Annotated in this window: 28 protein-coding genes; 19 read left to right on the top strand and 9 right to left on the bottom strand. The window is 68.3% G+C overall.

The window, feature by feature from the left end; genetic code table 11:
* Window positions 1–36: 36 nt before the first annotated feature.
* A complete protein-coding gene (locus tag RV986_RS17890; protein ID WP_475918357.1) occupies window positions 37–453 on the bottom strand; it encodes a Fur family transcriptional regulator in 417 nt (138 codons plus the stop codon).
* Window positions 454–599: 146 nt separating this feature from the next.
* Here RV986_RS17890 and RV986_RS17885 point away from each other — a divergent pair, with 146 nt between their 5' ends.
* Complete coding sequence (locus RV986_RS17885) at window positions 600–2,069, top strand: catalase (protein ID WP_475924319.1); 1,470 nt, start codon at window positions 600–602, stop codon at window positions 2,067–2,069.
* Window positions 2,070–2,207: 138 nt separating this feature from the next.
* On the opposite strand, the gene RV986_RS17880 is transcribed toward RV986_RS17885, so the two are convergent.
* A complete protein-coding gene (locus tag RV986_RS17880; protein WP_475918356.1) occupies window positions 2,208–2,600 on the bottom strand; it encodes a CBS domain-containing protein in 393 nt (130 codons plus the stop codon).
* 366 nt (window positions 2,601–2,966) lie between these two features.
* Between RV986_RS17880 and RV986_RS17875 the strand changes: the two genes are divergently transcribed.
* The 3 genes from RV986_RS17875 (at window position 2,967) to RV986_RS17865 (ending at window position 6,483) form a co-directional block, all read left to right on the top strand.
* Entirely contained in the window at window positions 2,967–3,200 is a 234-nt protein-coding gene (locus tag RV986_RS17875; protein WP_475918355.1) for a hypothetical protein, read from the top strand.
* Window positions 3,201–4,105: 905 nt separating this feature from the next.
* A complete protein-coding gene (locus RV986_RS17870; RefSeq protein ID WP_475918354.1) occupies window positions 4,106–5,755 on the top strand; it encodes an N-6 DNA methylase family protein in 1,650 nt (549 codons plus the stop codon).
* Entirely contained in the window at window positions 5,755–6,483 is a 729-nt protein-coding gene (locus tag RV986_RS17865; protein ID WP_475918353.1) for a PaeR7I family type II restriction endonuclease, read from the top strand. Before RV986_RS17870 ends, RV986_RS17865 begins: the two co-directional genes overlap by 1 nt.
* Window positions 6,484–6,695: 212 nt before the next feature.
* Here RV986_RS17865 and RV986_RS17860 read toward each other — a convergent pair whose 3' ends face one another.
* Together RV986_RS17860 and RV986_RS17855 are read right to left on the bottom strand one after the other, a co-directional pair.
* Window positions 6,696–7,265, bottom strand: a complete 570-nt coding sequence (locus RV986_RS17860) for a GNAT family N-acetyltransferase (RefSeq protein ID WP_475918352.1) — start codon at window positions 7,263–7,265, stop codon at window positions 6,696–6,698.
* The gene (locus RV986_RS17855; RefSeq protein WP_475918351.1) at window positions 7,262–8,029 is read right to left on the bottom strand and encodes a GntR family transcriptional regulator; all 768 of its coding nucleotides are present in this window, start codon (window positions 8,027–8,029) and stop codon (window positions 7,262–7,264) included. The genes RV986_RS17860 and RV986_RS17855 overlap by 4 nt, the downstream gene beginning before the upstream one ends.
* A 531-nt stretch (window positions 8,030–8,560) precedes the next feature.
* Between RV986_RS17855 and RV986_RS17850 the strand changes: the two genes are divergently transcribed.
* From RV986_RS17850 to RV986_RS17820, 7 genes are all read left to right on the top strand, one after another.
* The gene (locus RV986_RS17850; protein WP_475918350.1) at window positions 8,561–8,746 is read left to right on the top strand and encodes a hypothetical protein; all 186 of its coding nucleotides are present in this window, start codon (window positions 8,561–8,563) and stop codon (window positions 8,744–8,746) included.
* A gap of 94 nt (window positions 8,747–8,840) precedes the next feature.
* Window positions 8,841–9,107, top strand: a complete 267-nt coding sequence (locus tag RV986_RS17845) for a DUF6284 family protein (protein WP_475918349.1) — start codon at window positions 8,841–8,843, stop codon at window positions 9,105–9,107.
* Window positions 9,104–9,955, top strand: coding sequence for a protein spdB (locus RV986_RS17840; RefSeq protein WP_475918348.1), 852 nt, complete (start codon window positions 9,104–9,106; stop codon window positions 9,953–9,955). The genes RV986_RS17845 and RV986_RS17840 overlap by 4 nt, the downstream gene beginning before the upstream one ends.
* Window positions 9,955–10,305 carry an RRQRL motif-containing zinc-binding protein gene (locus RV986_RS17835; RefSeq protein ID WP_475918347.1) on the top strand — a complete coding sequence of 117 codons (351 nt, stop codon included), beginning with the start codon at window positions 9,955–9,957 and terminating at the stop codon, window positions 10,303–10,305. Before RV986_RS17840 ends, RV986_RS17835 begins: the two co-directional genes overlap by 1 nt.
* Window positions 10,306–10,307: 2 nt before the next feature.
* Window positions 10,308–10,625, top strand: a complete 318-nt coding sequence (locus RV986_RS17830; RefSeq protein WP_475918346.1) for a hypothetical protein — start codon at window positions 10,308–10,310, stop codon at window positions 10,623–10,625.
* 83 nt (window positions 10,626–10,708) lie between these two features.
* Window positions 10,709–12,814 (top strand): ATP-binding protein, encoded by a 2,106-nt coding sequence (locus tag RV986_RS17825; RefSeq protein WP_475918345.1) that lies wholly within the window; start codon window positions 10,709–10,711, stop codon window positions 12,812–12,814.
* Between the two features lie 204 nt (window positions 12,815–13,018).
* Complete coding sequence (locus RV986_RS17820; protein ID WP_475918344.1) at window positions 13,019–13,483, top strand: hypothetical protein; 465 nt, start codon at window positions 13,019–13,021, stop codon at window positions 13,481–13,483.
* Between the two features lie 51 nt (window positions 13,484–13,534).
* On the opposite strand, the gene RV986_RS17815 is transcribed toward RV986_RS17820, so the two are convergent.
* A complete protein-coding gene (locus RV986_RS17815) occupies window positions 13,535–13,726 on the bottom strand; it encodes a hypothetical protein (RefSeq protein ID WP_475918343.1) in 192 nt (63 codons plus the stop codon).
* Window positions 13,727–13,875: 149 nt separating this feature from the next.
* Here RV986_RS17815 and RV986_RS17810 point away from each other — a divergent pair, with 149 nt between their 5' ends.
* The 7 genes from RV986_RS17810 (at window position 13,876) to RV986_RS17780 (ending at window position 20,610) form a co-directional block, all read left to right on the top strand.
* Window positions 13,876–14,631: a DNA methylase gene (locus RV986_RS17810; RefSeq protein ID WP_475918342.1), complete on the top strand. Its 756-nt coding sequence runs from the start codon at window positions 13,876–13,878 to the stop codon at window positions 14,629–14,631.
* On the top strand, window positions 14,628–15,473 hold the full coding sequence (locus RV986_RS17805) for a bifunctional DNA primase/polymerase (RefSeq protein WP_475918341.1): 846 nt from the start codon (window positions 14,628–14,630) through the stop codon (window positions 15,471–15,473). Before RV986_RS17810 ends, RV986_RS17805 begins: the two co-directional genes overlap by 4 nt.
* 2 nt (window positions 15,474–15,475) lie before the next feature.
* The gene (locus RV986_RS17800) at window positions 15,476–16,951 is read left to right on the top strand and encodes an ATP-binding protein (RefSeq protein WP_475918340.1); all 1,476 of its coding nucleotides are present in this window, start codon (window positions 15,476–15,478) and stop codon (window positions 16,949–16,951) included.
* A 653-nt stretch (window positions 16,952–17,604) separates the two neighbouring features.
* Window positions 17,605–18,051, top strand: a complete 447-nt coding sequence (locus RV986_RS17795; RefSeq protein ID WP_475924197.1) for a hypothetical protein — start codon at window positions 17,605–17,607, stop codon at window positions 18,049–18,051.
* A gap of 52 nt (window positions 18,052–18,103) precedes the next feature.
* On the top strand, window positions 18,104–18,943 hold the full coding sequence (locus RV986_RS17790; protein WP_475916468.1) for a transposase family protein: 840 nt from the start codon (window positions 18,104–18,106) through the stop codon (window positions 18,941–18,943).
* Between the two features lie 103 nt (window positions 18,944–19,046).
* A complete protein-coding gene (locus tag RV986_RS17785; RefSeq protein ID WP_475918339.1) occupies window positions 19,047–19,292 on the top strand; it encodes a helix-turn-helix transcriptional regulator in 246 nt (81 codons plus the stop codon).
* Between the two features lie 82 nt (window positions 19,293–19,374).
* A complete protein-coding gene (locus RV986_RS17780; protein ID WP_475918338.1) occupies window positions 19,375–20,610 on the top strand; it encodes a tyrosine-type recombinase/integrase in 1,236 nt (411 codons plus the stop codon).
* Between the two features lie 37 nt (window positions 20,611–20,647).
* On the opposite strand, the gene hisN is transcribed toward RV986_RS17780, so the two are convergent.
* Window positions 20,648–21,448 (bottom strand): histidinol-phosphatase, encoded by an 801-nt coding sequence (gene hisN / locus RV986_RS17775; protein WP_475918337.1) that lies wholly within the window; start codon window positions 21,446–21,448, stop codon window positions 20,648–20,650.
* Between the two features lie 235 nt (window positions 21,449–21,683).
* Between hisN and RV986_RS17770 the strand changes: the two genes are divergently transcribed.
* Window positions 21,684–22,289, top strand: coding sequence for a TetR/AcrR family transcriptional regulator (locus RV986_RS17770; RefSeq protein WP_475918336.1), 606 nt, complete (start codon window positions 21,684–21,686; stop codon window positions 22,287–22,289).
* Window positions 22,290–22,305: 16 nt separating this feature from the next.
* On the opposite strand, the gene RV986_RS17765 is transcribed toward RV986_RS17770, so the two are convergent.
* From RV986_RS17765 to aroA, 3 genes are all read right to left on the bottom strand, one after another.
* Complete coding sequence (locus RV986_RS17765) at window positions 22,306–22,629, bottom strand: DMT family transporter (RefSeq protein ID WP_475918335.1); 324 nt, start codon at window positions 22,627–22,629, stop codon at window positions 22,306–22,308.
* A 202-nt stretch (window positions 22,630–22,831) separates the two neighbouring features.
* The gene (rsgA, locus tag RV986_RS17760) at window positions 22,832–23,842 is read right to left on the bottom strand and encodes a ribosome small subunit-dependent GTPase A (RefSeq protein WP_475918334.1); all 1,011 of its coding nucleotides are present in this window, start codon (window positions 23,840–23,842) and stop codon (window positions 22,832–22,834) included.
* Window positions 23,843–23,858: 16 nt separating this feature from the next.
* The gene (aroA, locus tag RV986_RS17755; RefSeq protein ID WP_475918333.1) at window positions 23,859–25,199 is read right to left on the bottom strand and encodes a 3-phosphoshikimate 1-carboxyvinyltransferase; all 1,341 of its coding nucleotides are present in this window, start codon (window positions 25,197–25,199) and stop codon (window positions 23,859–23,861) included.
* Between the last annotated feature and the right edge of the window lie 59 nt (window positions 25,200–25,258).

Below are 25,258 nucleotides of genomic sequence, written 5' to 3'. Positions count from 1 at the left end.
CGCGGGCCGGGGCTTCCGGGAAGTGGGTCGGGCGGTTCAGGCGGAGGCGCAGTTCGGGCACACGCCCCGGTATGTCACCTCTACGTCCGAGACCGTGAAGCCGAAGCGCTCCGTGTCCGGGAGGTCGGCGAGCGGGTTGCCGCTCGGGTGGACGTCGCGGATCGCGCCGCACCGGGCGCAGACCAGGTGGTGGTGCGGACGGTGCGCGTTCGGGTCGTAGCGCTTGGCACGCTTGTCCGTCGCGACTTCCAGCACCTCGCCGAGCGAGACCAGCTCACCCAAGGTGTTGTAGACCGTCGCCCGGGAGATCTCGGGCAGCTTGGCGACGGCGCGCGCATGCACCTCGTCGGCCGTCAGATGGACGTGCTCGCCGTCGAGGACCTCGGCCACGACACGCCGCTGCGCGGTCATTCGCCAGCCGCGTCCGCGCAGTCGTTCCAACAGGTCACTCATACAGGCCAGCTTAACAGCAAGGAGACCAGATCCCGAATGGGTGTGACTTTGGAAGCTCACTTGACTTAGACAATGTCCATTGTAGGATCAAGTTCGGAATTGGCCAAGGAGTTTCGGCATTGGCCAAGGGACAGGACTGGCCTGGAATGACGCAGGAGGCGCACGTGACGCAGGGACCGCTTACGACGGAGGCCGGCGCGCCGGTGGCCGACAATCAGAACAGCGAGACCGCGGGTGTCGGCGGCCCGGTGCTCGTTCAGGACCAACTGCTGCTGGAGAAGCTCGCCCACTTCAACCGTGAGCGCATCCCGGAGCGCATCGTGCACGCCCGCGGCGCCGCCGCGTACGGCACCTTCACACTGACCCGTGACGTCTCGCGGTGGACGCGGGCGAAGTTCCTCTCCGAGGTCGGCAAGCAGACCGAGACCTTCCTGCGGTTCTCCACGGTGGCCGGCAACCTCGGCTCCGCGGACGCGGTCCGTGACCCCCGCGGCTTCGCGCTGAAGTTCTACACCGAAGAGGGCAACTACGACCTCGTCGGCAACAACACCCCGGTGTTCTTCATCAAGGACGCCATCAAGTTCCCCGACTTCATCCACACCCAGAAGCGCGACCCGTACACCGGTTCGCAGGAAGCCGACAACGTGTGGGACTTCTGGGGGCTGAGTCCGGAGAGCACCCATCAGGTGACCTGGCTCTTCGGCGACCGGGGGATCCCCGCCTCCTACCGGCACCTCAACGGGTACGGCTCGCACACGTACCAGTGGAACAACGAGGCCGGCGAGGTCTTCTGGGTCAAGTACCACTTCAAGACCGACCAGGGCATCAAGAACCTCACCCAGGACGAGGCGAACAAGCTCGCCGGTGAGGACCCCGACTCCCACCAGCGCGACCTGCGTGAGGCCATCGAGCGCGGCGAGTTCCCGTCCTGGACCGTGCAGGTGCAGATCATGCCGGCGGCCGAGGCGGCGAACTACCGCTTCAACCCGTTCGACCTCACCAAGGTGTGGCCGCACGAGGACTACCCGCCGGTCGAGATCGGCAGGCTGGAGCTCAACCGCAACCCGGAGAACATCTTCGCCGAGGTCGAGCAGAGCATCTTCTCGCCCGCGCACTTCGTGCCGGGTATCGGGCCCTCGCCCGACAAGATGCTCCAGGGGCGTCTGTTCGCCTACGGCGACGCGCACCGCTACCGCGTCGGCATCAACGCCGACCACCTGCCGGTGAACCGCCCGCACGCCGCCGAGGCGCGCACCAACTCGCGCGACGGCTCCCTGTACGACGGCCGCCACAAGGGTGCGAAGAACTACGAACCGAACAGCTTCGGCGGCCCGTTCCAGACGGACCGGCCGCTGTGGCAGCCGATCGCGGTGACCGGCCGCACCGGCGACACCGAGGCCCCCTCCCATGCCGAGGACGACGACTTCGTACAGGCGGGCACCCTCTACCGCCTGATGTCCGAGGACGAGCGGGGCCGTCTGATCGAGAACCTCGCGGGCTTCATCGCCAAGGTCTCCCGTGACGACATCGCCGAGCGCGCGATTCTCAACTTCCGTCAGGCGGACGAAGACTTCGGCAAGCGGCTGGAGGCCGCGGTCCAGGCCCTGCGCGGCTGACAACCAGCACTGGATCGCTTGTCGTGGACGGTGGGCCGGATCTCCTCGGTGTACGAGGGATCCGGCCCGTCGGCGTGCGCGCAGCCGCCGCCCGAGGTGCCTGCGCGACCCGGGCGCGACGGTACGCGCGTGCGTGGCTCAGGCCGGTACGCGCTGTCGTGCCGGTGCCCAGCAGCGGATGATGTCGCGGACCGAGACGATGCCGACGGGTCCGGTGCCGTCGAGCACGATCAGGTGGCGGAAGCCGCCGTGGGCCATCGCGGCCGCGGCGTCCTCCAGCGTCCAGCCGGGGGCGGCGAAGACGACGTCGGTCGTGGTGTGGGTGCCCGCGGTCTCGACGTCCGGGCTCTGGCCGAGGGCGAGCGAGTTGAGGATGTCGCGTTCGGTGAGGATGCCGAGGCCGGAGGAGTCCTCGTCGTGGACGACGGCCGCGCCCACGCGGCGGGAGGACATCAGGCAGGCCGCCTGGCGGAGTGTGTGTGCCGGGCCGATGGTCAGGACCACCGTGCTCATGGCGTCGCGGACGAGCATGGGCTGGAGCCACCTCCTTGGTGAAGCGCCAAGAGAAGCGATTCACAAGTTCACAAGTGGGGGGACTCTTAGAGTCGCAGTTAAAGGGAGGGTCAACAAGAGGGCGTGCGATGGTTTCGGGGGCGCCCATGGATCACAGGGGCGCGCTCCGTGCTCTTCGGTACCGCGTGCTCCTCGGTGTCGCCGGCGGTGAAGACCCCCGCTCGTGCCCCTTCCGTCTGCACAGAAGCGCAAGAAGGCGGTGTGACCTGGGCATATGCGGAAACCGGGTATACGATTGGATGGTGCACGGAGAGCAGGGCCAGAACCTATGGGCCCGTTCCGTGGGGGACCTCGGCTCTGCCGGGCTCCGTGCGAGGAGTTCTCATGACCAGTCCACACGGGATCGATCCACGCGCACTGGAAGACCCGCGCAACGTCTACCTCACCGACGAAGAGTTCTACGCGCGCGGCCGCCCGGCCCACCCTGTGCTGCCGGAGGACCGGCCGCGTGGAGGCGGGCCCGCCACGCCGGCGAAGCACCGGGGGACCTGGGCGACCGTCGGGCTCGTCGTCGGCATCATCCTGCTGATCCTCGTCGGGATCGCACTGTTCCCGTGAGTGTCGGGAGGGATCAAGAAGACCTCAGCAGCACCTCAGTAGCACCTCAGCAGCACATCAGTAGTACGTGAGCATTACGTGAGTAGCCACATCAGTGGCACTCCAGCACCGCCTCGGCACCGCTTCGGTGCCGACTTCAGTACCGCTGGTTTTGATCCCCCCGTCGGGCAGGGTGCGGCATTGCCCTGCACCCTGCCGCGGAGCTGCGCGGTTGTGGTCGTCGCTGGTCGTTGCCGGTCGCTGGGGGCCGCCCTCCGACGGCCCACAGACGGCCCGGCCTAGGTCACCACGGCAGATTTACAGCAGGCCCGTTCTATGCCGCCTGATCAGGCGTTTTACTCTGCGCCGAGCGGTTCGAGGGATGCATGGGGGAATAGTCCCCTCTGCCCCGAGTCGCCGAGCCGACCGGTTCGGGCGGGAACTACATCTACTTCTGGCCCCTGTACACCGGGCCGGCGATCCCGATCGACGACTGGCGCTCCCGGATGTGGCTGGACACCTGGGTCTAGTGGGGCGGACACACCAGGAGGGCGCGACCGTCGGTCGCGCCCTCCTGGTCGTTGTTGGTCGTTAACGACTGTCGTCGGTCGCCCTCGCACAGCCCGAGGACGGCCCAGCCGTGGCCAGCATGAAAGTCGCACACGGCCCACGAGGTTGTCCCGAGCTGCAGTTCAGCAAGACGTTCATGGCGCCAGCGGCCGACCGAGAGCGGCGCCCCGCGCAGCCTCCTGCCATGTCGCTACCTATGTTTCGATCCCATCAACTGAGGGGCCACGTCCATGCCTCAGACACGTCCGCATCAGCGGAAGACCGCGGATGCCAAAGTGATTACCGCGCAGAACGACCCCGGTGCTACCGCCGGGGCACAGCCGCCTGCCCTCTCTCATGGGACTAGGCTCACCCTCGTGCCCCATCTTGTGCCTTCGAACTCCGCAGTAGCACCCATCTCGCAGGAAGCTGTTGAGAACGGTGAGGTTTATACCCGCCGATGGGTCGTCGACATGATCCTCGACCTGGTGGAGTACACGGCAGACCGTGACCTTGCTCAAATGACGATTACAGATCCTGCCTGTGGCACTGGAGCTTTCCTGCTTGGCATCGTCGAACGTCTCAGTGCGGCGTGCCGAAAGCAGGGCGTACCCCTGCCAGAGGAAGCAATTCGAGCATTCGATCTACTCGATCGAAACGTGCACGCCAGTCGGAAGTCGCTAGCAGACCTCCTTACCGCGGACGGTTGGGGCAGGGCTGAAATCGAAAACCTGGTCTGTAAGTGGATTAGGCAAGGCGACTACCTCCTCGAACCGGACCAGCCAAGCGACTTTGTGGTTGGGAATCCTCCATACATTCGACTGGAAGACGTTCCGGACGAGCGTATGCGCGTGTATCGGAGGAACCAGCAGACAATGATCGGACGCTCCGACATCTACGTTGGGTTCTTCGAGAAAGCCTTGAAATCATTGCCGCCAGGCGGCGTGCTCGGCTTCATCTGTGCAGACCGATGGATGCGCAATCAGTACGGTCGGGAGCTACGGAAACTGGTCTCAGACCACTACAGCATGAGAGCCGCAATAATCATGCATGACGTGGATGCCTTCGAGACTCAAGTGTCGGCCTATCCGGCGATCACCGTCCTGTGTAACGAACCACAGGGATCCGTGGTAGCAGCGAATACCACTGGCCGGTTCGGGCCAGAAGAGGCACAGGAACTTCTTTCGTGGGTGCGCATGAAGGAAACACACGAAAAGAGCGACAAAGGCTTTCAAGTAGATCGGTTGCCGCACTGGTTTTCAGGCGACGAGTCTTGGCCTAGCGGCAGTCCTTCACGGCTCGCCATGCTGGAATACCTGAATGACCGCTTCCCCACTCTGGAGGAAACTGCCACTCGTGTGAGCATTGGTGTAGCTACGGGAGCAGACGAGGTCTTCATCACGACAGACTCTTCGGTTGTAGAAAGCGATCGGCTGCTACCCATGGCCATGGTCAAAGATGCGAAGAGCGGCCACTTCGAGTGGCATGGCACCTACCTCGTAAACCCCTGGGAACCTTCAGGTGACCTTGTTGACCTCGACAAATATCCGAAGTTGAAGCGGTTCTTTGGTCAGCATCAAGAGCTCTTGAAGAGGCGCTACATCGCCAAGCGGAACCCGGAACGTTGGTACAAGACCATCGACAAAGTGGACCACAAGCTCACCAACCGACCCAAGCTGCTGCTACCAGACATGAAGATGACCATTCATCCAGTGCTGGATAAGGGCGGCTATTACCCTCATCACAATCTATATTATGTGATCTCGGACTCCTGGGACATAAGGGTTCTCGGCGGCCTCCTGCTTTCCAATGTCGCTCAGGCTTTCGTAGAGGCATACGCGGTTCGCATGCGTGGAGGAACCTTGCGATTTCAAGCGCAGTACCTGCGGCGCATCCGAGTTCCCGATCCCGGCTCACTCTCCCCGGCGGATGCACTAGCGTTGGCGGACGCGTTCGATCAACGAGACGTACAAGCCGCCACTGCGGCGGCTCTCCGCGCCTACGGAATCGATCGCATCCCGGACTGATGCGGCAATTGGGGGCAGAGTTGGGCACTGTAGCGCGCTGGACCGAGGAACTGTTGAAGCGGGCCGTTCAAGAAATGTGGGCGGCCCGCGCCGTCAGTACTCGTAGCGGCAAGCACATGCAGGAGATCGAAAGCCTGATCGTCAGTCATGTTCGTGAAGCGAGCGGCTCCGTCCCGCTACAAATCTTGCAGGGCACCAAAGCGACAATTCCCGGCTTTTATCGTCCGCGCAAAAACTGGGACATTATCGGCGTGCACGACAAGCGCCTCGTATTCGCCATTGAGATCAAGTCTCAAGACGCTAAAAAGCTGAGCAACAACGCGAACAATAGAAACGAAGAAGCGGTGGGCAGCGCCACAGATTTGCGCCAGGTCTACTCAGAAGGAATCCTCGGCAAGGGAGATAGATGGTTCCCATGGCTGGGGTACATCCTCCTACTTGAGGATGACGAGCACGGTGCCGCGACACGGGATGCGTCTCAGAAGTTGGAGGCTGCATTTCCCATCGATTCGATCTACGGCGACCGCCCGTCGTACGCCCGTCGCTATCACGTCATGTGCGAACGCCTACTGGAAACCGGCCTATACGACGGCGTCAGTTTCATGATTAGCCCACCAAGCACTGACGGCACGATTGTTCATCCTGCCGAAGGAACGGGAATACGGTTCGAGGATTTCATGCGATCACTGGATAAGCGACTGTATGAATACCAGACACTGGTGAGCTAGGCGTCAAGCCTCCGGACTAATTTATGCGAGCCTTCACATAGAAGCACGCGAGTAGACCTCGGGCCCGAATTTCATGCCCGAGGTCACTAGGGATGGACGCAATGCGAGAGTCGCCGGAAATCACTCCGCCCAAGGATACTTGTACTACTACCGCGTCTTCGTCAGCTCGTTTTGGTTCATATCGGCAGGTTTCCTGAAGAGCGTTGCCTGAATCAAGCCGCAAGTGGAAGCCGCGCGGGAGCTGGGGTGTGATCTGTGAATGCATGATCTGCCGACCGCGCAGCACGCTGGGCGAGCCAGCCGGAAACGCGTGGGCCGCCGTTCACTGCCACACCCTCTCGAACCGTACGAACGTGCGTGAAGCCTTGCCCCAGGTAGTAGCCCTGGAGTCCCTGATTCGTCGTCCAAGCGTCCAGGCGAAGCCAGCGAGCACCCGCACGGTGCGCTCGATCGCCGGCCCAGTCGAGCAACCTGCCCCCGAGGTCTTGCCCGGCGTACTCACGGGCGATCGTGAGCTTGTTGACGAACATCGATGGTTCGGTCAGTTCGTCGTCCGTCCACAGTCCTTCCTCCGCGTCCGGCGTGAGCGTGATCGTGCCAGCCGTCGTATGCCCATCCCGAAGCATGAACACAGTTCCTGTTTCGATCGTGGTCAGCAGTTTGTCGGCGGGATACGGGCGACTCCACTGATCAGACCCAAGGGTTCGCAACCAGGCAGCCGCTTCCTCGCGAAAGGCAAGCAGTTTGGTGACGTCGTGAGGTTCCGCAGGGGTGATGATCACGCGTTCTCGCTTCGGGCGGACATTTCGCCGATCTCGTAGTTCATGCGGTTCAGGTCCCCTCGGAACGTCGTGATCGTGCACCGGATCGGACGGTCTGCCGAGTAGCCGGTTCGGGTCCAGATCATCACCGGCACGCCGGCGCCGATCTCGAGGCGGCGGGCTTCCTCAGGTGTAGGCATCCGGGCCGCGATCTCATCGAAGTACCCGATCTGCTCGATACCGCGTGATGCGAGGTATCGCGTCGTCCCTTCCTCTATGTCTCCCGGCTCGGCCAGCCGCGGTGACTCTTCGATCAGCCACGCCGGATAGTAGGTCGCCTGCGTGGACCACGGAACGTCGTCCACGTAGCGATGACAGAACCGCAATACGGTCTTCGTGCCCACCTCGATCTTGAGGTGCGCGGCAACGTCGCTGGACGCCGGCAACACCTCAACGCGGAACGTCTGGTGAGGCCGCCGACCAGCGTTCGTGACGTCCGTGTTGTAGGCGTCCCCGTTCTGCGGGAAGGTCAGGTTCTCGAACCGAGACGCGTTAAGTTCGAACACCTCGTGCGACTTGACCTCGTATCCGAGCCCTTGGCTGGACGCGATCAGGCCCTCGCTGACCAGCAGGCTAAGCCCGTTGCGGATCGTGTTCCTGGACGCATCGAAACGCTGCTGTAGGTCGTTCTCGGAGGGCAGCCGCGCCCCCGGCCCGTAGGTGCCGTTGTCGATCTCGCGGCGCAGGACGTCAGCGACTTGCCGGTACTTCGGCTGCTTGTTCATAAGCCCATCATGACGCACTCGCGCAACTTGTTGGTACATGTAGCCCCTAACCCCTTGACGGCCATCCGCTCGCGGGTGCAGCATCATCGTCGTCAGCTTGTACCAACAAGCTGAGCAGGTGGTGCAACACCTTCAAGGGTGCCCGTCTGCGCTGACACAACTCCACAGCGTGATCCACCACAGATACGACGGTCGTGACGAGTCCGGCTGAGGTGAGTGGAGACCAGTCGGTCATCTCCCGTCAGGGACACGTGCCGACTCAAAAGACCGGATCTGCCCAAGGGCACACACGCCGCGCGAAGAGACCGAGACACGATTCCTCGGGAGAGCGGGACTGAGGCACAGATCCATATCGCGTACGACGGGCCGTCACCTCCCGCAAAAGGTGTCCGGCGCGGCTCACGGCCGCGCATTCACCGCTCAGATCTCCGCTGCCTCGCGCAGCGGCGGTTGCCTCCCCCGCCCGTCCGGCCCCTTTTCGCGGTGGCGTACGGGCGGGAGTGCGGGGAGCCGCGACGAGAGGAGCAGGTCTTGCGCAGGATCACCAACCCCAAGCACCCGAACGCCGGCCAGGTCGGCACGGAGGTGCAGTACCGGGGTGAGACGCACCGGATCACGGATGTCGGCGGCAGTCAGTTCACGCTCGTCCGCCTCCGCGACGGCTACCCGGACAACGTCGACATCGACGAGGTCAGCGGCCGCGACAACCGCGGCTGACCCACTCACTTTCCTTCAATGGCGCGCGGTCCCCGGGGGGGCAACCCGGGGACCGCTTTCGTGCCGTCCCACCGACCAGGGAGACCACGACCCAATGAACAACATCGTGACTGTTCAGGAGGCTGTTACCGCGTTCGAGCCCTGGATGGAGCCGACGGATGCGGAGCTGGACGCGATCGAGCGGGAGATGCCGCTGATTCTGGCGGGCGTCGACCTGATCGACGCGCAGATCATCGCCATAGACCACGCCGCGAACGAGCTGGACACCTGCCGGGCGCGCCGGGCCCTGGCCCGGGTCCTCGCGGAGTGGCGCACCCTCGCCAACCGCACCACCGGCAGCACGGTCGGGGGTGCGGCGTGAAGGCCAAGACCGTGCTGCCGGCCGTCGCGATGACGGCGGTGTCCATGGTGCTCACCCTCGCCGTCGTCGTGATGTGGCTGGGTACGGCGATGCCGTGGCCCGTCGCGCTGGTCGTCGGTCTCGGGATCGACGGCGGATGGCTGGCCACCCTCGCCTACGAGCGCCGCCTCGCCGCGCAGGGCGACCACAGCCGCGCCGTGACCGGCGTCGGCTGGTCCTTCGGCCTCATCGCCGCCGGCGTCCTCATCGCGCACGCGCTCACAGCGGAAGAGTCCGCGGGCGCGTGGCTGGCCGTGGCCTGGCTGCCGATCGCGGCCAAAGCGCTGTGGCTGGTGCATGGATTGTGGGAGCGGACCGCGCTCACTCCGAACGCCCTCGGGGCGATCCGCGGTATCCAGCAGGAGGCCCGCGACGAAGCGGCCGTGGCCCGCGCCCGCCTGCGGGCGGAAGCGGCCACCGAGGAGACGCGGCTGACGGCCGTGACCGATGCAGGGGCCCGCGTCGCACGCGTCCAGGCCAGGACCGCACAGAGCCTCTCGCGGGCATGGTCGACGCTGGAGACGGCACGCGAGGGCGAAGACACCGGACGGGCCCTGACCAGCGTGACGGCCCGCGTCACGCCCGGCGTCACACCCGCCTGGAACCTGCCGGTCTGGGGTCCCACCGAACCCCTCGCGCTGGACGCGGGACCCGCGCTCTCCGACGCAGCGCTTGACGCGCTGGTCGACGAGATCCGCCACAGCGAGACCCCGGCCCTTTCCTACCGCGAGATGGCCACCCGCTTCCGCGCGGCCGGCCACTCCGCATCCGAGGTCAGGTTGCGGGCCGCATGGAAGCGCGTTGCCTGATGGGGACGCTGCCGGTGTTCTGGTGGCGCCTGGCCGCGGACGGCTACGCCACCCGCCGCCAACTCCGGGCGCGCAACCTGCGCCCAGGTGGTCAGGACGTGGCCGCACAGCTCGAACGCCCCCGCCGCCGAGGCCGGCCGCCGCTGGTCGCCTACCTGTACCGGGTTGACCTCGCCCGGCCGGTCCGGCCGATGACGCCGGGCCGGTGGCGGGCGCACGCGGCGATGATGCGCGCCCGCCGCACCTGTCCGGCCTGCCGGCGCGACGCCGGATACGTCATCCCCACCTCACTCGGAACCTGCGTGCCCTGCGCCTACCCCGACCAGCCTGATTCGCTGAGGAGTTGCTGACCATGGGCAAGCCCGACACCCGCCGTCTGGACCGTGCGATCCGGGAGACCTCGCGCAAGCTCGAAGCGGTCCGGCAGGGCGAGATGTGGCCGCTGACCGGCCCGGAACGGCGGGCGGCGCTGCGTGCGCTGGCCAGCGGCTCCTACCGGGTCATGCGCGGCCAGAGCACCACCCGCGCGGACAAACGCCTGGAGTCCGTTTCCACCTCGGCCGAGACGCGGCTGATCGCGGAGCTGACCGCGTTGCAGATCGAGCGGCAGCGGATCGTCACCGAGACCGCCCGCGCCAAGGCCGCCAAGAAGTCGACCGGCTGGTGGTGACACTCGCCCGCACCACCCCGCACATCGCTGAACTCCCCCTTCCACTTCACCCCGCCACGGGGCAGTCAGGAGTGCTCACCACCATGAGCGAGAACGTCGTTCCCCTGCACAAGCCCACCGACCCGCCCAACATCACCACCCTGACCGTCGTCCCCGACCCGCCCGCCGCCCGGCCCGTGCCGTTGTGGGTGCGCTCCGGCCGCGCCCTCAAGACCGCCGCCACCCACGAGCGGACCACGACCACAGCCCGCGCCGTCGCCCGCCACACCCTCTACGTGGCGGGCGGGGCGCGGATCGTGGGCCGCCGGGCCTGGGACGGCCGCACCGGCGCCCGCTACGAACGCATGATCCGCGCGGCGGAGGCGACCGGGAACATCGAGGGCATGGAGGAGTGGGAGGACCGTCTCCAGCGCTTCCGCGAGGCCCGACACCGCCGCCGCATGGACCTGCTCCACTCGCCCACCGACGCGGCCAAGAGCGCCGCCGTCGGCGCCGGCATGAGCGTCGGCGTGCTGGTCGCGCTGGGGGTCGTGATGGCCATCGGCAACGGCGACGTCGCCGATGTCATCACCCCGCTCGCGGCGACGATCAACTTCATCGCCGCACTCATCCGGATCGTGCAGATCGTGTGGGGCCCGGCCCTCACGATCGGCCCGTTCCTCGCCCTGCTCGCCCTGTGGGCCGTCGGCAGCAAGCAACAGGCAGCACCCGCATGGGTCATGCCCGACCAGGTTCGATCCAGCGAGGGCGAGCCGATCACACCGTCGATCGTGGTCAAGGCCCTGCGCGACCTGGGCGTCCCGGCGCTGCGTAACGCCATCAAGGAGATGGGCGACGCCGGCGCGTCGATGCTCGGGCCGATCCGGATCGCCGGATGCGGGGTGGAAGTCGACGTCACCCTCCCGTCCGGGGTGTCGACGAACGAGGTGCAGGGCAAGCGGCGCAAGCTCGCCGAGAACCTCACCCGCCACGAACACGAAGTGTTCATCACCATCCCGGAAGCGGCCCGCACGGTCCGGCTGTGGATCGCCGACTCCGGAGCGCTGGATCAGCCGATCGGCCCGTCTCCCCTGGTCACCGACGAGACCATGACCGCCGACTACGCCAAGGGCAAGGCCCCGTGGGGGCAGGACCTGCGCGGTGACGCCGCCGGGCTGAGCGTGTTCCAGCGACACCTGCTGATCACAGGGTTGTCGAACCAGGGCAAGACCGCCGCGCTGCGCGCCCTCGCCCTCTGGCTCGCCCTCGACCGGTCGGTCGAGTTCTGGATGGGAGACCTGAAGGGCGCGGGCGACTGGCGGATGTTCGACGGCCTGGCCACCCGGCTCATCCAGGGACCGACCGACGACCACGTCATCCAGGTCACCGAAATGGTCGAGGACGCGGTCGAGGAGATGAACCGCCGCCTCCAGGCGCCGCCCGGAACGGCGTTCCCGCCGCTCCTCGTGATCGTGGACGAGGCGCAGGTCGCGTTCATGTGCCCGGTCAAGGACGAACAGAAGCGCCCCTACGGCGGGTCCAGCTCCACCTCCCGGTACTTCATGGCCGCGCGCAAGATTCACAACCAGGGTCGGGCGGTGAACGTGCTGCTGTGGCAGGGCACCCAGGACCCCACCGACCAGAACCTCCCCAAGCTCGTACGCGAGGGCGCCCACACCCGCGCCTCGCTCGCCCTGGGCACCGAAGCACAAGCCGTCATGGCGCTCGGGGAGAAGGCCGTGAACGGCGGCGCCGCACCGCACCTGCTGCGCCCCGGACTGGACAAGGGAACCCTGGTCGTCGCCTCCGACGGCATCCCAACCCCGAAGGGACAGTCGTCCCTCACCGTGCGCACGCACTACATCAGCACCGACGACGCGAAAGCCATCGCCGACCGCGCCAAGGCCCTGCGCGACGGGGTCACCACCCTGCACGTGGTCGAGCGGGGCGTACAGCGTGACCCGCTCGCCGACGTCGCCGGCGTCATCGGGGACGCCCCGCGGCTGATCACCCAGGACGTGCTCAAGCGGCTCGCCGCGCTGAGCGAGGACGCCTACGGCAAGTGGTCGTTCCTCGACCTCAAGCGCGTCCTGGACGGCACCGGAGCCGAACCGTACAAGTCCGACGGGCGCATGGTCGTCGCCCGCGAACGCGTCCTGCGCGCCCTCGCCAACCGTGACACCGAAGGTTCCGCTTCCGCCGCCGAATGACAGGGACCCGACCCCCACCGGGCCAGGGAGGCAGGGAGAACTCCCTGAACCTCTCCCTGACCCGCCTCCCTGTATCTGACCTGCATGAATGATCCATCAGGGAGGCAGGGAGGCACCCCAGGTCAGACCCCTGAAACCCCCTTCACAGCCCTCCCGGCAGGGTGTGTCGCTGCCTCCCTGACCGAGCACTGGAAGGGATTCCGCATGTACCCCGAAAACGGCCACCACGCGCCCGCAGAACGGGCCGTGACCGTCCATCAACCGACCCCGATCGCCCCCGCCGCCGTAGCGCTGGCGCCGCTCATCCCCGTCCAGCCGGGCGCGGTCCCGTCGGTGGCGAGTGTGGTCCTGCCGGACGGACGAGTCGTCACCGGCTACGCCATCAACCCCATGCAGCCCGAACCGGTTGTCGCCAAGCCGGCCGTCTCGCGCGCGGCGGTGAACGCCGCCCTCGGGGGCGTCGGATTCCTCGCCGTGTGCGGCGGACTGCTCCTGCTCACCACATTCATCGCCGCACTCACGGCACTGATCACCCAGCTCATCACCCTCGCCGCCGTCATCTTCGGCGGATGGATCGCCGTGCAGGTGTTCAACGCGAGCGGCCACAAGGGCGGAACCACCGTCAACATCCGCAAGGCCGTCATCAAGCGCAACCATTTCCACAGCTGATCCGACAGGGAAGAAAGCCCCCTCGCCGCACGCAGCAGCAACTGCGAAGTCCTATCGACGGGACCTGCGAGAACGCCGCCACTCTCGGACCGTCCCGACCACGGTGATGCCGACGAACGGGCCCATGGTGATCGGCGCCGATGACCACAACGTCCCGTCGCCGAACAGCATGACCGCCAGCGTGGCCGCCACGCCCGCGAACAAGGCGATCACCGCGCTTCCCAGCACTACTACTCGGCCCATGCCACCACCCCCGAATTCCCCAGCGCCCGCAGCCTTCACGGGACGTGAAAACCCAGCATTCACAGCCAAGGGCGGCCCCCCACTCACGCCAATGAAGCGGGGCCGCCCTTGCCGACCAGCATCCGAGCAAGGAACTGGAGACCTCCAGCATGACGCAACCCAGCGACATCCGGCGAGCCATCGCCTTACTCGCCCCGGTCGAACCCGTCCGCGTGTTGGACGCGTTCTCGTGCATCGGTGGCGGCACGAAGGGCTACCGGCGCGCGTTCGGCGCCGACTGCCACGTCACCGGCGTCGACATCCAGGCGCAGCCGGACTACTGCGGTGACGCCTTCCATCAGGGCGACGCGATCGAGTACATCCGCGCCCACGGCCACGAATACGACTTCATCCACGCCTCCCCGCCCTGCCAGGGCGAAGGAGCCCCCACCAAGGGCACCAACAAGGCGCGGAACGCGGCGATCGGCCGCACCTACCCCCGGCTCATCGCCCCGACCCGCGCCGCCCTGGAAGCCACCGGGCGCCCGTACGTGATCGAGAACGTGCCCGGGTCCAAGGTACGGAAGGACGTCCGACTGTGTGGGGAACAGTTCGGCCTCGCCGTGCTCATGCACCGCTACTTCGAGTTGGGCGGCTGGACGACCGCGCAGCCGGCGCACCCCCGGCACCGGGGCTACGTGCGCGGGTGGCGCCACGGTGTCTACCGCGACGGCCCGTACGTCGCCGCCTATGGCGACGGCGGCGGCAAGGCCACCGTGGACGAGATCCGCGAGGCGAAGGGCATCGACTGGTCCACCGACCACCTGCGCCTACGCGAAGCACTCCCGCCCGCCTACACCGAGTGGATCGGCCGCGCGTTCCTGGCCGCCCTCGCCCTCGCCCCGGCGCTGGAAGTTGCCGCGTGAGCACCGTCCCGTCCCTTCTGGAGACCGCGCTCACGCTGGCCGCGCGCTCGGTCCCGGTGCTGCCGCTACGCGCGGGAAAGGTCCCGTTCGGCAACTGCCGCACCTGCGCCCGCAACGAGTGCGGCGGACGCCCGAACATGAAACACGCGGGCCCCTGCCACTGCCCGAAGGTCTGCCATGCGTGGGCCGCGGCCACCACCGACCCGCAGACGCTCACTTCGCCCGCGTGGGCCACGGCATGGCACGAGGCGGCGGCAGTGGCTTACCACCCCGGCGGCTCCGGCCTCACCATCGTGGATCTCGACAACCCGGACGCCATCGCGTGGGCCCGCAAGATCCTGCCCACCACACGGACCGTGCCCACGACGCGGGGAGAGCACTGGATCTATCAGGGCGTCATGCAGTCCGCCAACGGCGTACGGCCCGGCGTCGACATCAAGTCCGCAATGTCCTACGCCCGTTGGCTCGGACCCGGCGCAGGCGTCACGACTGCCCTCCCGGACGCTGTGCGCGCGCTGGTAGCAAAGCCGTCCGCGGCTCGTAGGGCACCACAAGCGCTCTCAGTGCCGCTGAGCGGCCAACGAGGAGAGTGCCCCCACCGCACGCCGACCTATTTGGACCGTGGCATCGCCATGGCGGAGCAGCGCATCACCGCGGCCCGTGAGGCGGTGCACGCCACCGTCTACCGGACGTTCCTCGCGGTGCTGTCCACGCACGGGGGGTGCGGCTGCCTCACCGACGCGCACACGGCGCGGCTGTTCGCCGCTGCTCAGGCCAAGGGCGAATCGCCGCGGCACTGCACCGACGCGTGGACCAACGCCCGCACCAGGTTGGGACTGTGACCATGTCCGACGACGAGAAGAACCCCGCCCGCGAGGTCATCGCCGACTACGCGCACGCGCACTTCCGCTACTTCCGCACCGCTGACGGGACCGTGTACGCGCAGAAGAACGGCCATCCCGTCGCCCGACCGATCCGCTCCCAGGGCACCACCGGCAGCCACCGCCAAGAACTCATGGTCGGCCTGTACAGGGACGGGATCGGCGTGTTCAACGGGACCGCACTCAAGGAGGCGTTGGACTTGATCGAAGCGCTCGCGCTGACCGAGGACGTGCAGCCCGTCAGCATCCGCGTCGCTCCCGGATTCGACGGGGCGACGTGGCTGGACCTGGGTCGCAACGACGGGCAGTCCGTCCGTATCCACCCCACCGGCTGGGAGATCCGCACCCCGGACCCGCGCGAAGTGTGCTGGCGGCGCACCCAGCTCACCGGGGAACTCCCACTGCCCACCAAGGACACCGACGGCAAGGGCATCGATCTGCTGCTCCGGCTGTGCAACTTCGCCAATGCCGAGACCGAGTGCCTGGCCATCGCCTGGCTGATCGGCTGCCTCGGGCCGTCCGTGCCGGTCCCTGCGCCGTTCCTCACGGGGCCGCAGGGCGCGGGGAAGTCGACCGGTGGGCGGATGCTCGTGCGGATCATCGAGGGCATGAGCGGTGACCTGCGTCGTGCGCCGAAAGACGAGGAGAACCTGATCGCGGCCGTGGCGGCCGGATGGGTCACCGCACTGGACAACCTCTCCCACATGACGCCGGACCTGTCCGACGCGATGTGCTGCATCGTGACCGGAGCCGAGAGCGTCAAGCGCGCGCTGTTCACCGACGGGGACGTGTTCCGCGTCGGCTACCGCCGGCCCCTGCTCCTGACCGGCATCGACGTAGGCGTCATCCGGCCCGACCTCGCCGAACGGCTCCTGCCGCTGCGGTTGGAGCGGCCCCGGGTGCGGCGCACGGAGGCGGAACTGTGGGCGGAGTACGCGGAGGTTCTGCCGGTCGTTCTCGGCTCGCTCCTGGACCTCACGGTCAAGGTCCGCGCCGTTGGGGCGGAAACGCCCACCGACCTGCGGATGGCCGACTTCGCCCACCTGTGCGCGCAGTTCGACGCGGCAACCGGCTTGGGAGCGCTCACCGCCTACCGGGCCAGTCTCGACGACCTGAACGACGACGTCATCGAGGGCGACCTCCTCGCGCAGACCGTCCTGAGGCATGCCGACACGATCGAACCAGGCACGGAGCAGAGGATGACGTCCACCGAGTGGCTGCACTGCCTCAGTCGCCTCTACAGCGGCGAAGACCTGCGCGCCCTGCCCAAGGGCTGGCCGACCACCGGCAAGGTCCTGTCCGACCGGCTCAAGCGCCTCCAGCCGACGCTTGCCGCCCGCGGTGTCCTCATCGACACCGGCCGCACCAGCGAGGGCCGATACCTCGCAATGACCCGCCCGGCCGCCTCGCGCCCACACGAGCAGCCGCGGATGGTCTGACCCGCGCCCCGCCGCTCGCCCGGACAAGCAAGAGGAGCACCAGCGGCGAGGCGTGCTCCTCTTGCTGTTCGGCGCAGCGCGCCGCCCCAAGGTCGCGCCGCGAAGCGGCTCCTTCTTCACGCTCGAAGCGGCACCGCACTACAACAGACACCCCCTCTTTTGTCCTAAGAGAGAAGACGCTGCGTCATCTGCGTCATGCGGGCCGGGAAACGGCATCTGACCTGCGGCTACAGCCATGACGCAGACGGCGGACTCTGCGTCATCCTGCGTCATCTGCGTCATGCGATGACGCAGCCAATGACGCGGCAATGACGCACACCCCAGACGCTGCGTCACGCAAAACCGCAGGTCAGAAGCCTGAATGACGCTGATGACGCAATGACGCAGAAATCCGCACCTCGGACAGACACGGACCCACCGACCCCACGTGTGGAGAACCCAATGAGTGGTGTGCATCGTGAAGTCGCAGGTCACGGGTCTGGTGTGAATGGCGAGTTGGGTACTCGTGCCGGTCGGCGGCCGATGACCATGGCGTAGATCGTCGGGCAGGTCCGGCTCCGGCGGGATGCCGGGTTCGGCTGCGCCCACGACAGGCCCCCGCCTACGATCCGTCAGCAGGTCGGCACACCGTGAGAACGCGGGAGGGCGCGGGGATGCAGGAGCGGCAGTGGATCACCGCCCGCCGGAGCGAACTGGACGCCCTCGCCGAGGAGTTGGCCAAGCAGCTTCAGGAGGTCCAGGTCGAGCGGGACGAACTGGCGATCGCGGAGCGGGTGTTGAACCGCCTGGCCGAGCAGGTCCAGGCCGATGCCGAGGCTGTCGCTCCGGTATCGGCGAAGGTGGCCGGGCGGGCAGTCCTGCTCATCCCGCACCGCAGCGACGCGGCCGACGAGGGCGCGCTGCCCGGCGACTACCGCAAGATCCTGTCGATCGTGCGGGAGGCCGACGGCCCGGTGCAGGTCAGGGCGGTCGGCGAGCGGCTGGGCCTGGACGCCTCGGTGCGCGGCAAGCTGGAACCTTTGCGGGCGAAGATGACCAAGCTCGCCGACCGCGGCTGGCTGCACAAGCGGGGCGACGGCCGGTTCACGGCACGCCCGTAGTCACGCGCGGTGCGCCCGTAACTGACGGGCCCCCAACGGCAGTTGAGTTTGTGTGACGAAAAACAACAGTTCCGTCGAGGGCCCTGACGGCCTTGTCTACACCGCCCGCCTGCCGCTGTCGAGCGCCACCCTGAACCATCTCGCCGACCTGATACGCGGCCACCTCAAGAAGATCGGCTCGCGGTGGCGCGTCCTGCCCGCCGGGAAGATCGCCACCATCGTGCTGGCAGTGCTGCGCTGTGACCAGCGGCCCGGCGACCTGGCCGGCGGCAACGGAGTACACCGCACCACCGTGACCCGATGGGTGAGGGAGGTCGTCGGCCTGCTCGCCGCCCGCGCCCCACGCCTGGACCGGGCCCTGAAGAAGATCACCCGAATGGGCGGCGGCATCGTACTGCTGGACGGATCGGTGATCCGCACCCGGCGCAGAACCGGGAAGGAAAACCGGAAGAACTACTCCGGCAAGAACAAATGCCACGGCCTGCTCGTGATCGCCCTCACTGACGACCGGGGCCGACTGCTGTGGATCTCGGCGGCCCGCCCCGGGCGCACCTCGGAGATCACCGCCTGCCGGCACGACAAGCTCACCCAGAAACTGCGGGAAGCCGGGCTCGGCGCCATCGCCGACCTGGGATTCGTCGGCCTCGACGACGGCGGCCCCGACGCCGACCCGGCGGTGATCACCGGCTACAAGGCCGCCCGGAACCGGCCCCTGACCCGAGGCCAGAAGCTGTCCAACACGGCACTGGCGGCCGTCCGGGCACCCGTCGAGCACGGCTTCGCCCACCTCAAGAACTGGCGCATCCTCGGCAAGGTACGCACCGACCCCTCCTGGGCGACCGCCCTGGTCCGGGCCCTGCTGGTCCTCACGAACCGCGAAGTCGCCCGATGACCGACGATCTTCACCAAAGTCACCTGCCGGCGACCAGCACGAGCATCCCGATGCCCACGCACACCAGCCCCGTGACCAGCAACTTCAGCTTGCACACCTCTCAATGAGCGTGTCCGCCCTCCCCAAGAGCGACCCCCGCGCCACTCCCCGCGGCGGCCTCCCGGACCGGTACCTCACCCCCGACGACATCGCCGAGATCTTTGAAGTACCCCTCGAAACTGTCTACCAGTGGCGCAAGAAGCGCACCGGGCCGCCCGGATTCCGCATAGGCAAGTACGTCCGCTACGACCCCGCCGACGTCCGCGCCTACGTCATCCAGCGCAAGAACGACGACCAGGACGCCGCCTGACAGACCCCCATCGCAAGCTCAACTCCCAGGGAGGGCCGATCCGGCCCTCCCTGTCTCGTGTCCAGAAGGGACAACACCCCGTATGGCAGGCCACATTCAGGATCGCTGGTTCAAGACCGGGACCGGTGCCAACGGCCGGACCGTCCGCGTCAAGACCGACCGCCACGGCGCGGGCATGCGCTACCGGGCCCGGTACGTCGGCCCCGACGGCACCGAGAAGTCCAAGAGCTTCCCCGACGGACAGAAGCGCGTCGCCGAGAAGTGGCTGTCCCAGACTGAGGCAGACATGGCGCGCGGGCAGTACATCGATCCGCGCGCCGGCCGCCTGACCGTGCGGCAGCACGCTGAACGGTGGCTCGCTTCCCTCACGATGGACCCCGGTACCTTCGTGAGCACCGAGCAGCGCATCCGGCTGCACGTCGTGCCGCATCTCGGCAATCGGTCGCTCGATTCGCTCCGGCCGGTCCACGTTCGTGAGTGGCTGCGGAAACTCCAGGACGGGGGAGTGGCACCCGCCTATCAGCGCGTCATCTTCGCGAATCTCAACGCGATGTTGGCGGCGGCCGTCGACGACCGCCTGATCCCGCACAACCCGTGCCGTTCGGCGTCCGTGAAGGCGCCCAAGCCGGAGCCGCGCCGGATCGTGCCGTGGCGACCTGAACGCGTGCTGGCCGTGCGTTCGGCCCTGCCGGAGCGATACCGGGCCATGGCGGACCTCGCCGGCGGCTGCGGCATGCGGCAGGGCGAAGTGCTGGGCCTGGCCGTCGATGACGTCGATACTGTCGCGGGGGTCGTGCATGTCGTGCGGCAGGTCAAACTCATCGCCGGACGGCAGGTGTTCGCACTGCCCAAGGGCGGCAAGACGCGCACCGTCCCCTTGCCTGAGAGCGTGGCACGGTCGCTTGAGGACCACATCACCCAGCACGCCCCGACGCCGGTGACCCTGCCGTGGCGGTCCGTCGACGGCTCACCGGTGACCGCTTCCCTGCTTTTCTCCAACGTCGAACGGCGGGCGGTGAACCGCGTCGTCTTCAACCGCGTCGCCTGGCGGCCCGCTCTCGACGCGGCCGGCGTGCAGCGCGGCCGGGAGAACGGGATGCACGCGCTAAGGCACTTCTACGCGTCCGTTCTGCTGGACGCGGGGGAGAACATCAAGGCCGTGTCGGAGTATCTCGGGCACCACGATCCCGGCTTCACGCTGCGGACGTACACGCACTTGATGCCGAGCAGCGAGAAGCGGACGCGGGAGGCGGTGAACCGTGCCTTCGAGGACCGCCCCGAGACCGATGACGGCCCAACGACGGCCCCGGGGGCGTGAAGGCACGGGAAACGTGCAGGTCAAGCAGTAGGCAGCGTCAGTACCGCTGGTTCAGATACCCCAGCATTTCGTCGTGGAGGATGCCGTTCGAGGCGGCCGCGTTGCCGCTGTGCGGGCCGGGACGGCCGTCCAGGCCCGTGAAGGAACCGCCCGCCTCGGTCACCACGATCGCGTTCGCCGCCATGTCCCAGAGCGACAGCTCGGGCTCCGCGCAAATGTCCACCGAGCCGTCGGCGACCATCATGTACGGCCAGAAGTCGCCGTAGCCCCGGGTGCGCCAGACGGCCTTCGTCAGGTCCAGGAAGCCGTCGAGGCGGCCCTGGTCCTCCCAGCCGGACAGCGAGGAGTACGCGAAGGACGCGTCCGCCATCCGGGAGACCTGGGAGACCTGGAGGCGGGTGGCGGAGGACAGGCTGCGGCCGGAGAACGCGCCGTGGCCCTTCGCCGCCCACCAGCGGCGGCCGAGCGCGGGCGCCGAGACCACCCCGACGACCGGCTGGTAGCCGCCCTCGGCCGCCTCCATCAGGGAGATCAGCGTGGCCCAGACGGGCACCCCGCGTACGTAGTTCTTGGTGCCGTCGATCGGGTCGATCACCCAGCGGCGCGGGCCCGTGCCCTCGATGCCGTACTCCTCGCCGAGGATCGCGTCGCGCGGGCGCGCCCGCTGGAGGTGGCCGCGGATGAGTTCCTCGGCGGCCTTGTCCGCCTCGCTCACCGGCGTCATGTCGGGCTTGGTCTCGACCTTGAGGTCGAGGGCCTTGAACCGGTCCATCGTCGCCGCGTCGGCGGCGTCCGCCAGGACATGGGCCAGGCGCAGGTCATCGCGATAGTCGGGCATGACTGCACCGTATATGGCCCACTCGGGCTACAGCCATACGGCCCGGGGGATCATTGGGCCACGGTCAGGGGCCGGTCCGGGGCGCCGCGGGGCGCGGTCGTACGGCCCGGTTGATCATCTCGGCGCGCGGTGGCGGACGTACGCCCCTCGACGCCGCCGCGAACCCTTGACAGTGCCCGTGTGCGCGTCAAATCTGAGCTGCAGTGCGGCCCGCTCGCCCCAGGGAGGCGAATAGATGCCTGCAGCGCGGGAATCTCTTCTGGACGCTGCCCATACGGCGCTCGCCCGCCGTCCGTGGTCCACCGTGCGGATGGTCGACGTCGCCGCAGTGGCCGGAGTGTCCCGTCAGACGCTCTACAACGAGTTCGGCAGCAAGGAGGGGCTCGCGCGCGCCCTCGTACGGCGGGAGGCCGACGGCTATCTCGCCGGCGTCGAACGCGCGCTCGCCGCCCACGCGGACGCACGCGAGCGGTTGGTCGCGACCGCCGAGTGGACCATGTCGGCGGCGCGCGGCAACGCGCTCGTACGGGCCATGCTCACCGGGTGCTGGAGTGAGCGGCTGCCTTCACCGACGCTCTCGGCGGTGCCGTCGTCGTCCGCGGTGCCCGCGCAGCGGCGGGCCGACGGGCCGTTGCCCTCGCCGGGCGACTTCGTGGCCCTGGTGCGGGACCGGGCCGTCGCCGCGCTGGCCGGGCCGGGGGCGATGAGGGGGGACCTGGGTGAGTTGGCCGGGGCCTGCGAGCTGGTGGTGCGGTTGGCGTTGTCCTGTGTGGCCGCTCCGCCCGGCGAGGGCGGGGTGACGGAGCTGGTGCGCAGCGCGCTGCCCCGGCAGCTGAGGTGACGCCTCCGGGAGCGCCTCAGTGGGCGGAGCCCGAGAGCTGGAGGCCGATGACGCCGATGATGACGAAGCTGATGGAGACGATCTTCAGGGTGGAGACCAGGTCGCCGAGGAAGATCATGCCGTAGATGGCGGTGCCCGCGGCGCCGATGCCGGTCCATACCGCGTACGCCGGGCCGACGTCGAGCTTCCGCAGGGCGAGGGTCAGCAGACCGAAGCTGCCGAGCGCGAAGATGCAGAAGGCGACCGTCGGCCAGAGTCTGGTGAAGCCGTGCGAGAGTTTGAGACAGACGGCGAAGCCGGTTTCGAGCAGTCCCGCCACAACGACCAGCAGCCACGCCATGTCTCGTCCTCCCGTGTCCGCACGTCGACTGCTTCGTCTGGTCTGGGTCCGGTGGTCCGGGTCCGGCTTGGTGCGATTATGCATTTGCCGACCGGCTAAGCACTTACCGACGGGCCGCCCACGCAAACAACGCGGAGGTCACGAGCGGGGCACAAGGAACCGCGAGGGACCGCGAGGGACCGCGTGGGGGCACAGAGAGGACTCAGTCGCCTTCCCTGCGCTCGCGCGTCGCCAGCAGCCGGCGCAGTGAGTAGAGCCGCGCCGGGTCCGCGTGGCCGTCCGCCACCCACTGGTCCAGCGCGCAGTCCGGCTCGTCGTGACTGCACGCGCGCGGACAGCCCTCGGTGCCGGGTTCCAGGTCGGGGAAGGCGTGGATGACCCGGGACGGATCCACGTGGTGCAGTCCGAAGGAGCGGACGCCGGGGGTGTCGATGACCCAGCCCTCGCTGCCGGGCAGCGGAATCGCGCGCGCCGAGGTCGTGGTGTGCCGGCCACGGCCCGTGACGGCGTTCACATGGCCGGTGCTGCGCCGCCGCTCCTGCGAGACCAGCGCGTTGACCAGGGTCGTCTTGCCGACGCCGGAGTGCCCGACGAACGCCGTGATCTTGCCGTCGAGCTGCTTGCGCACCCGGTCCACCGCCGCGCCGCTCTCCAGCTCCTCCCGGCTCGTCACGACGTAGGGGACGCCCAAGGCCCCGTACAGCTCCAGGAGTTCGTCGGGCGGGGCGAGGTCCGACTTGGTCAGCACCAGCAGGGGCTCCAGGCCCGCGTCGTACGCCGCCACCAGGCAGCGGTCGATCAGCCGCGGGCGCGGCTCGGGGTCGGCCAGGGCGGTGACGATGGCGAGCTGGTCGGCGTTGGCGACGACGACGCGCTCGTACGGATCGTCGTCGTCGGCCGTGCGGCGCAGCACCGAGCTGCGCGGCTCGATGCGGACGATGCGGGCGAGGGTGTCCTTCTCGCCGGACAGGTCACCGACGATCGCGACGTGGTCCCCGACGACGGCGGCCTTGCGGCCCAGCTCGCGGGCCTTCATCGCCATCACGAGGCGGTCCTCGACGAGGCAGGTCAGCCGGCCCCGGTCGACGGTGAGGACCATGCCCTCGACCGCCTCCTCGTGCTTGGGGCGGATGTTCGTACGCGGACGGTTGCCCTTGCGGTTGGGGCGCTGGCGGATGTCGTCCTCGTCGGTGTTCTTGCCGTAGCGGCGCATGATCCCGGTCCGCCCGTCAGTTCCCGAGCATTCCGGTCCACAGATCGGGGAAGTCCGGCAGGGTCTTCGCCGTCGTGGCCACGTTCTCGACCTGAACCCCCTCCACCGCCAGGCCGATGATCGCACCGGCGGTGGCCATGCGGTGGTCGTCGTACGTGTGGAAGACGCCGCCGTGCAGCCGGCGCGGGCGGATGTGGAGGCCGTCGGCGGTCTCCGTGACATCACCGCCGAGCTCGTTGATCTCCTTGGTGAGCGCGGCCAGCCGGTCCGTCTCGTGCAGGCGCAGGTGCGCCACGCCGCGCAGGGTCGAGGGGGAGTCGGCGAGGGCGGCCACCGCGGCGATGCCCGGCGTCAGTTCGCCGACCTCGCCCAGGTCCACATCGATACCGTGGATCGCACCCGAACCGGTGAACTCCAGGCCGTTGTCGGTCAGTTCGCAGGAACCGCCCATCGCGGTGAAGATCTCCCGCAGCCGGTCACCGGGCTGGGTGGTGCGCGCCGGCCAGTCGGGCACGACGACCGTGCCGCCGGTCACCAGGGCGGCCGCCAGGAACGGCTGCGCGTTCGACAGGTCCGGCTCGATGATCAGATCGCGGCCGAGCAGCGCGCCCGGTGTGACCCGCCAGACGTTGGGCTCGCCGCCCGCTTCCGGGGTGTCCACCTGGGCGCCGACCGCGCGCAGCATGTCGACCGTCATCCGGATGTGCGGCATGGAGGGCAGCGTCGAGCCGATGTGCCGGACCTCCACGCCCTGGTTGAAGCGCGGGCCGGACAGGAGGAGGGCGCTCACGAACTGGGAGGACGAGGACGCGTCGATCTCCACCGGGCCGCCGTCCAGGGCGCCGCCGCCGTGCACGGTCAGCGGCAGCGCGCCACGGCCGTCGTCGTCGATGCGGGCGCCGAGCAGGCGCAGCGCGTCGATCACCCCGTTCAGGGGGCGCTCGTAGGACCGGGGGTCGCCGTCGAAGCGGATGGGGCCGTCCGCGAGGGCGGCGACCGGGGGCAGGAAGCGCATCACGGTGCCCGCGTTGCCGACGTCGACCGTGGCCGGGCCCTGCAGGCCCGAGGGGATGACCCGCCAGGCCTCGCCGGAGGCGTCCGGGCCCGCGGCGACCGTGGAGCTGGAGGCGACGGTCTCCTCGATGCCGACGCCCATCGCGCGCAGCGCGCCCGCCATCAGCAGGGTGTCGCGGGAGCGCAGCGGGCGGCGCAGCCAGCCCGGTTCCGAGGCGAGCGCGGCGAGGACCAGGGCGCGGTTGGTGACCGACTTGGACCCCGGCACGTGGACCGTCGCGTCGACGGCTCCGCTCGCGTGCGGGGCGGGCCAGAGGGCGGTGTGGGCGGGGTTCGCGGTCATGCGGCCCACTTTAGTGGGGGTTCGCTCCGCGGCTCGCTCCGCGGCGTCGGGCCGGGGAA

This window comes from Streptomyces sp. RLA012 (assembly GCF_056270325.1).
The sequence above is the reverse complement of the archived record's forward strand: the minus strand, read 5'-3'. Positions and strand labels throughout refer to the sequence as shown.

Excerpts from the sequence above, each read along its gene's own strand:
- RV986_RS17890 (WP_475918357.1), bottom strand. The coding sequence starts at position 453 with ATGAGTGACCTGTTGGAACGACTGCGCGGACGCGGCTGGCGAATGACC.
- RV986_RS17885 (WP_475924319.1), top strand. The coding sequence starts at position 600 with ATGACGCAGGAGGCGCACGTGACGCAGGGACCGCTTACGACGGAGGCC.
- RV986_RS17880 (WP_475918356.1), bottom strand. The coding sequence starts at position 2,600 with ATGCTCGTCCGCGACGCCATGAGCACGGTGGTCCTGACCATCGGCCCG.
- RV986_RS17875 (WP_475918355.1), top strand. The coding sequence starts at position 2,967 with ATGACCAGTCCACACGGGATCGATCCACGCGCACTGGAAGACCCGCGC.
- RV986_RS17865 (WP_475918353.1), top strand. The coding sequence starts at position 5,755 with ATGCGGCAATTGGGGGCAGAGTTGGGCACTGTAGCGCGCTGGACCGAG.
- RV986_RS17855 (WP_475918351.1), bottom strand. The coding sequence starts at position 8,029 with ATGAACAAGCAGCCGAAGTACCGGCAAGTCGCTGACGTCCTGCGCCGC.
- RV986_RS17845 (WP_475918349.1), top strand. The coding sequence starts at position 8,841 with ATGAACAACATCGTGACTGTTCAGGAGGCTGTTACCGCGTTCGAGCCC.
- RV986_RS17835 (WP_475918347.1), top strand. The coding sequence starts at position 9,955 with ATGGGGACGCTGCCGGTGTTCTGGTGGCGCCTGGCCGCGGACGGCTAC.
- RV986_RS17830 (WP_475918346.1), top strand. The coding sequence starts at position 10,308 with ATGGGCAAGCCCGACACCCGCCGTCTGGACCGTGCGATCCGGGAGACC.
- RV986_RS17825 (WP_475918345.1), top strand. The coding sequence starts at position 10,709 with ATGAGCGAGAACGTCGTTCCCCTGCACAAGCCCACCGACCCGCCCAAC.
- RV986_RS17820 (WP_475918344.1), top strand. The coding sequence starts at position 13,019 with ATGTACCCCGAAAACGGCCACCACGCGCCCGCAGAACGGGCCGTGACC.
- RV986_RS17815 (WP_475918343.1), bottom strand. The coding sequence starts at position 13,726 with ATGGGCCGAGTAGTAGTGCTGGGAAGCGCGGTGATCGCCTTGTTCGCG.
- RV986_RS17810 (WP_475918342.1), top strand. The coding sequence starts at position 13,876 with ATGACGCAACCCAGCGACATCCGGCGAGCCATCGCCTTACTCGCCCCG.
- RV986_RS17800 (WP_475918340.1), top strand. The coding sequence starts at position 15,476 with ATGTCCGACGACGAGAAGAACCCCGCCCGCGAGGTCATCGCCGACTAC.
- RV986_RS17795 (WP_475924197.1), top strand. The coding sequence starts at position 17,605 with ATGCAGGAGCGGCAGTGGATCACCGCCCGCCGGAGCGAACTGGACGCC.
- RV986_RS17785 (WP_475918339.1), top strand. The coding sequence starts at position 19,047 with ATGAGCGTGTCCGCCCTCCCCAAGAGCGACCCCCGCGCCACTCCCCGC.
- RV986_RS17780 (WP_475918338.1), top strand. The coding sequence starts at position 19,375 with ATGGCAGGCCACATTCAGGATCGCTGGTTCAAGACCGGGACCGGTGCC.
- hisN (WP_475918337.1), bottom strand. The coding sequence starts at position 21,448 with ATGCCCGACTATCGCGATGACCTGCGCCTGGCCCATGTCCTGGCGGAC.
- RV986_RS17770 (WP_475918336.1), top strand. The coding sequence starts at position 21,684 with ATGCCTGCAGCGCGGGAATCTCTTCTGGACGCTGCCCATACGGCGCTC.
- RV986_RS17765 (WP_475918335.1), bottom strand. The coding sequence starts at position 22,629 with ATGGCGTGGCTGCTGGTCGTTGTGGCGGGACTGCTCGAAACCGGCTTC.
- rsgA (WP_475918334.1), bottom strand. The coding sequence starts at position 23,842 with ATGCGCCGCTACGGCAAGAACACCGACGAGGACGACATCCGCCAGCGC.
- aroA (WP_475918333.1), bottom strand. The coding sequence starts at position 25,199 with ATGACCGCGAACCCCGCCCACACCGCCCTCTGGCCCGCCCCGCACGCG.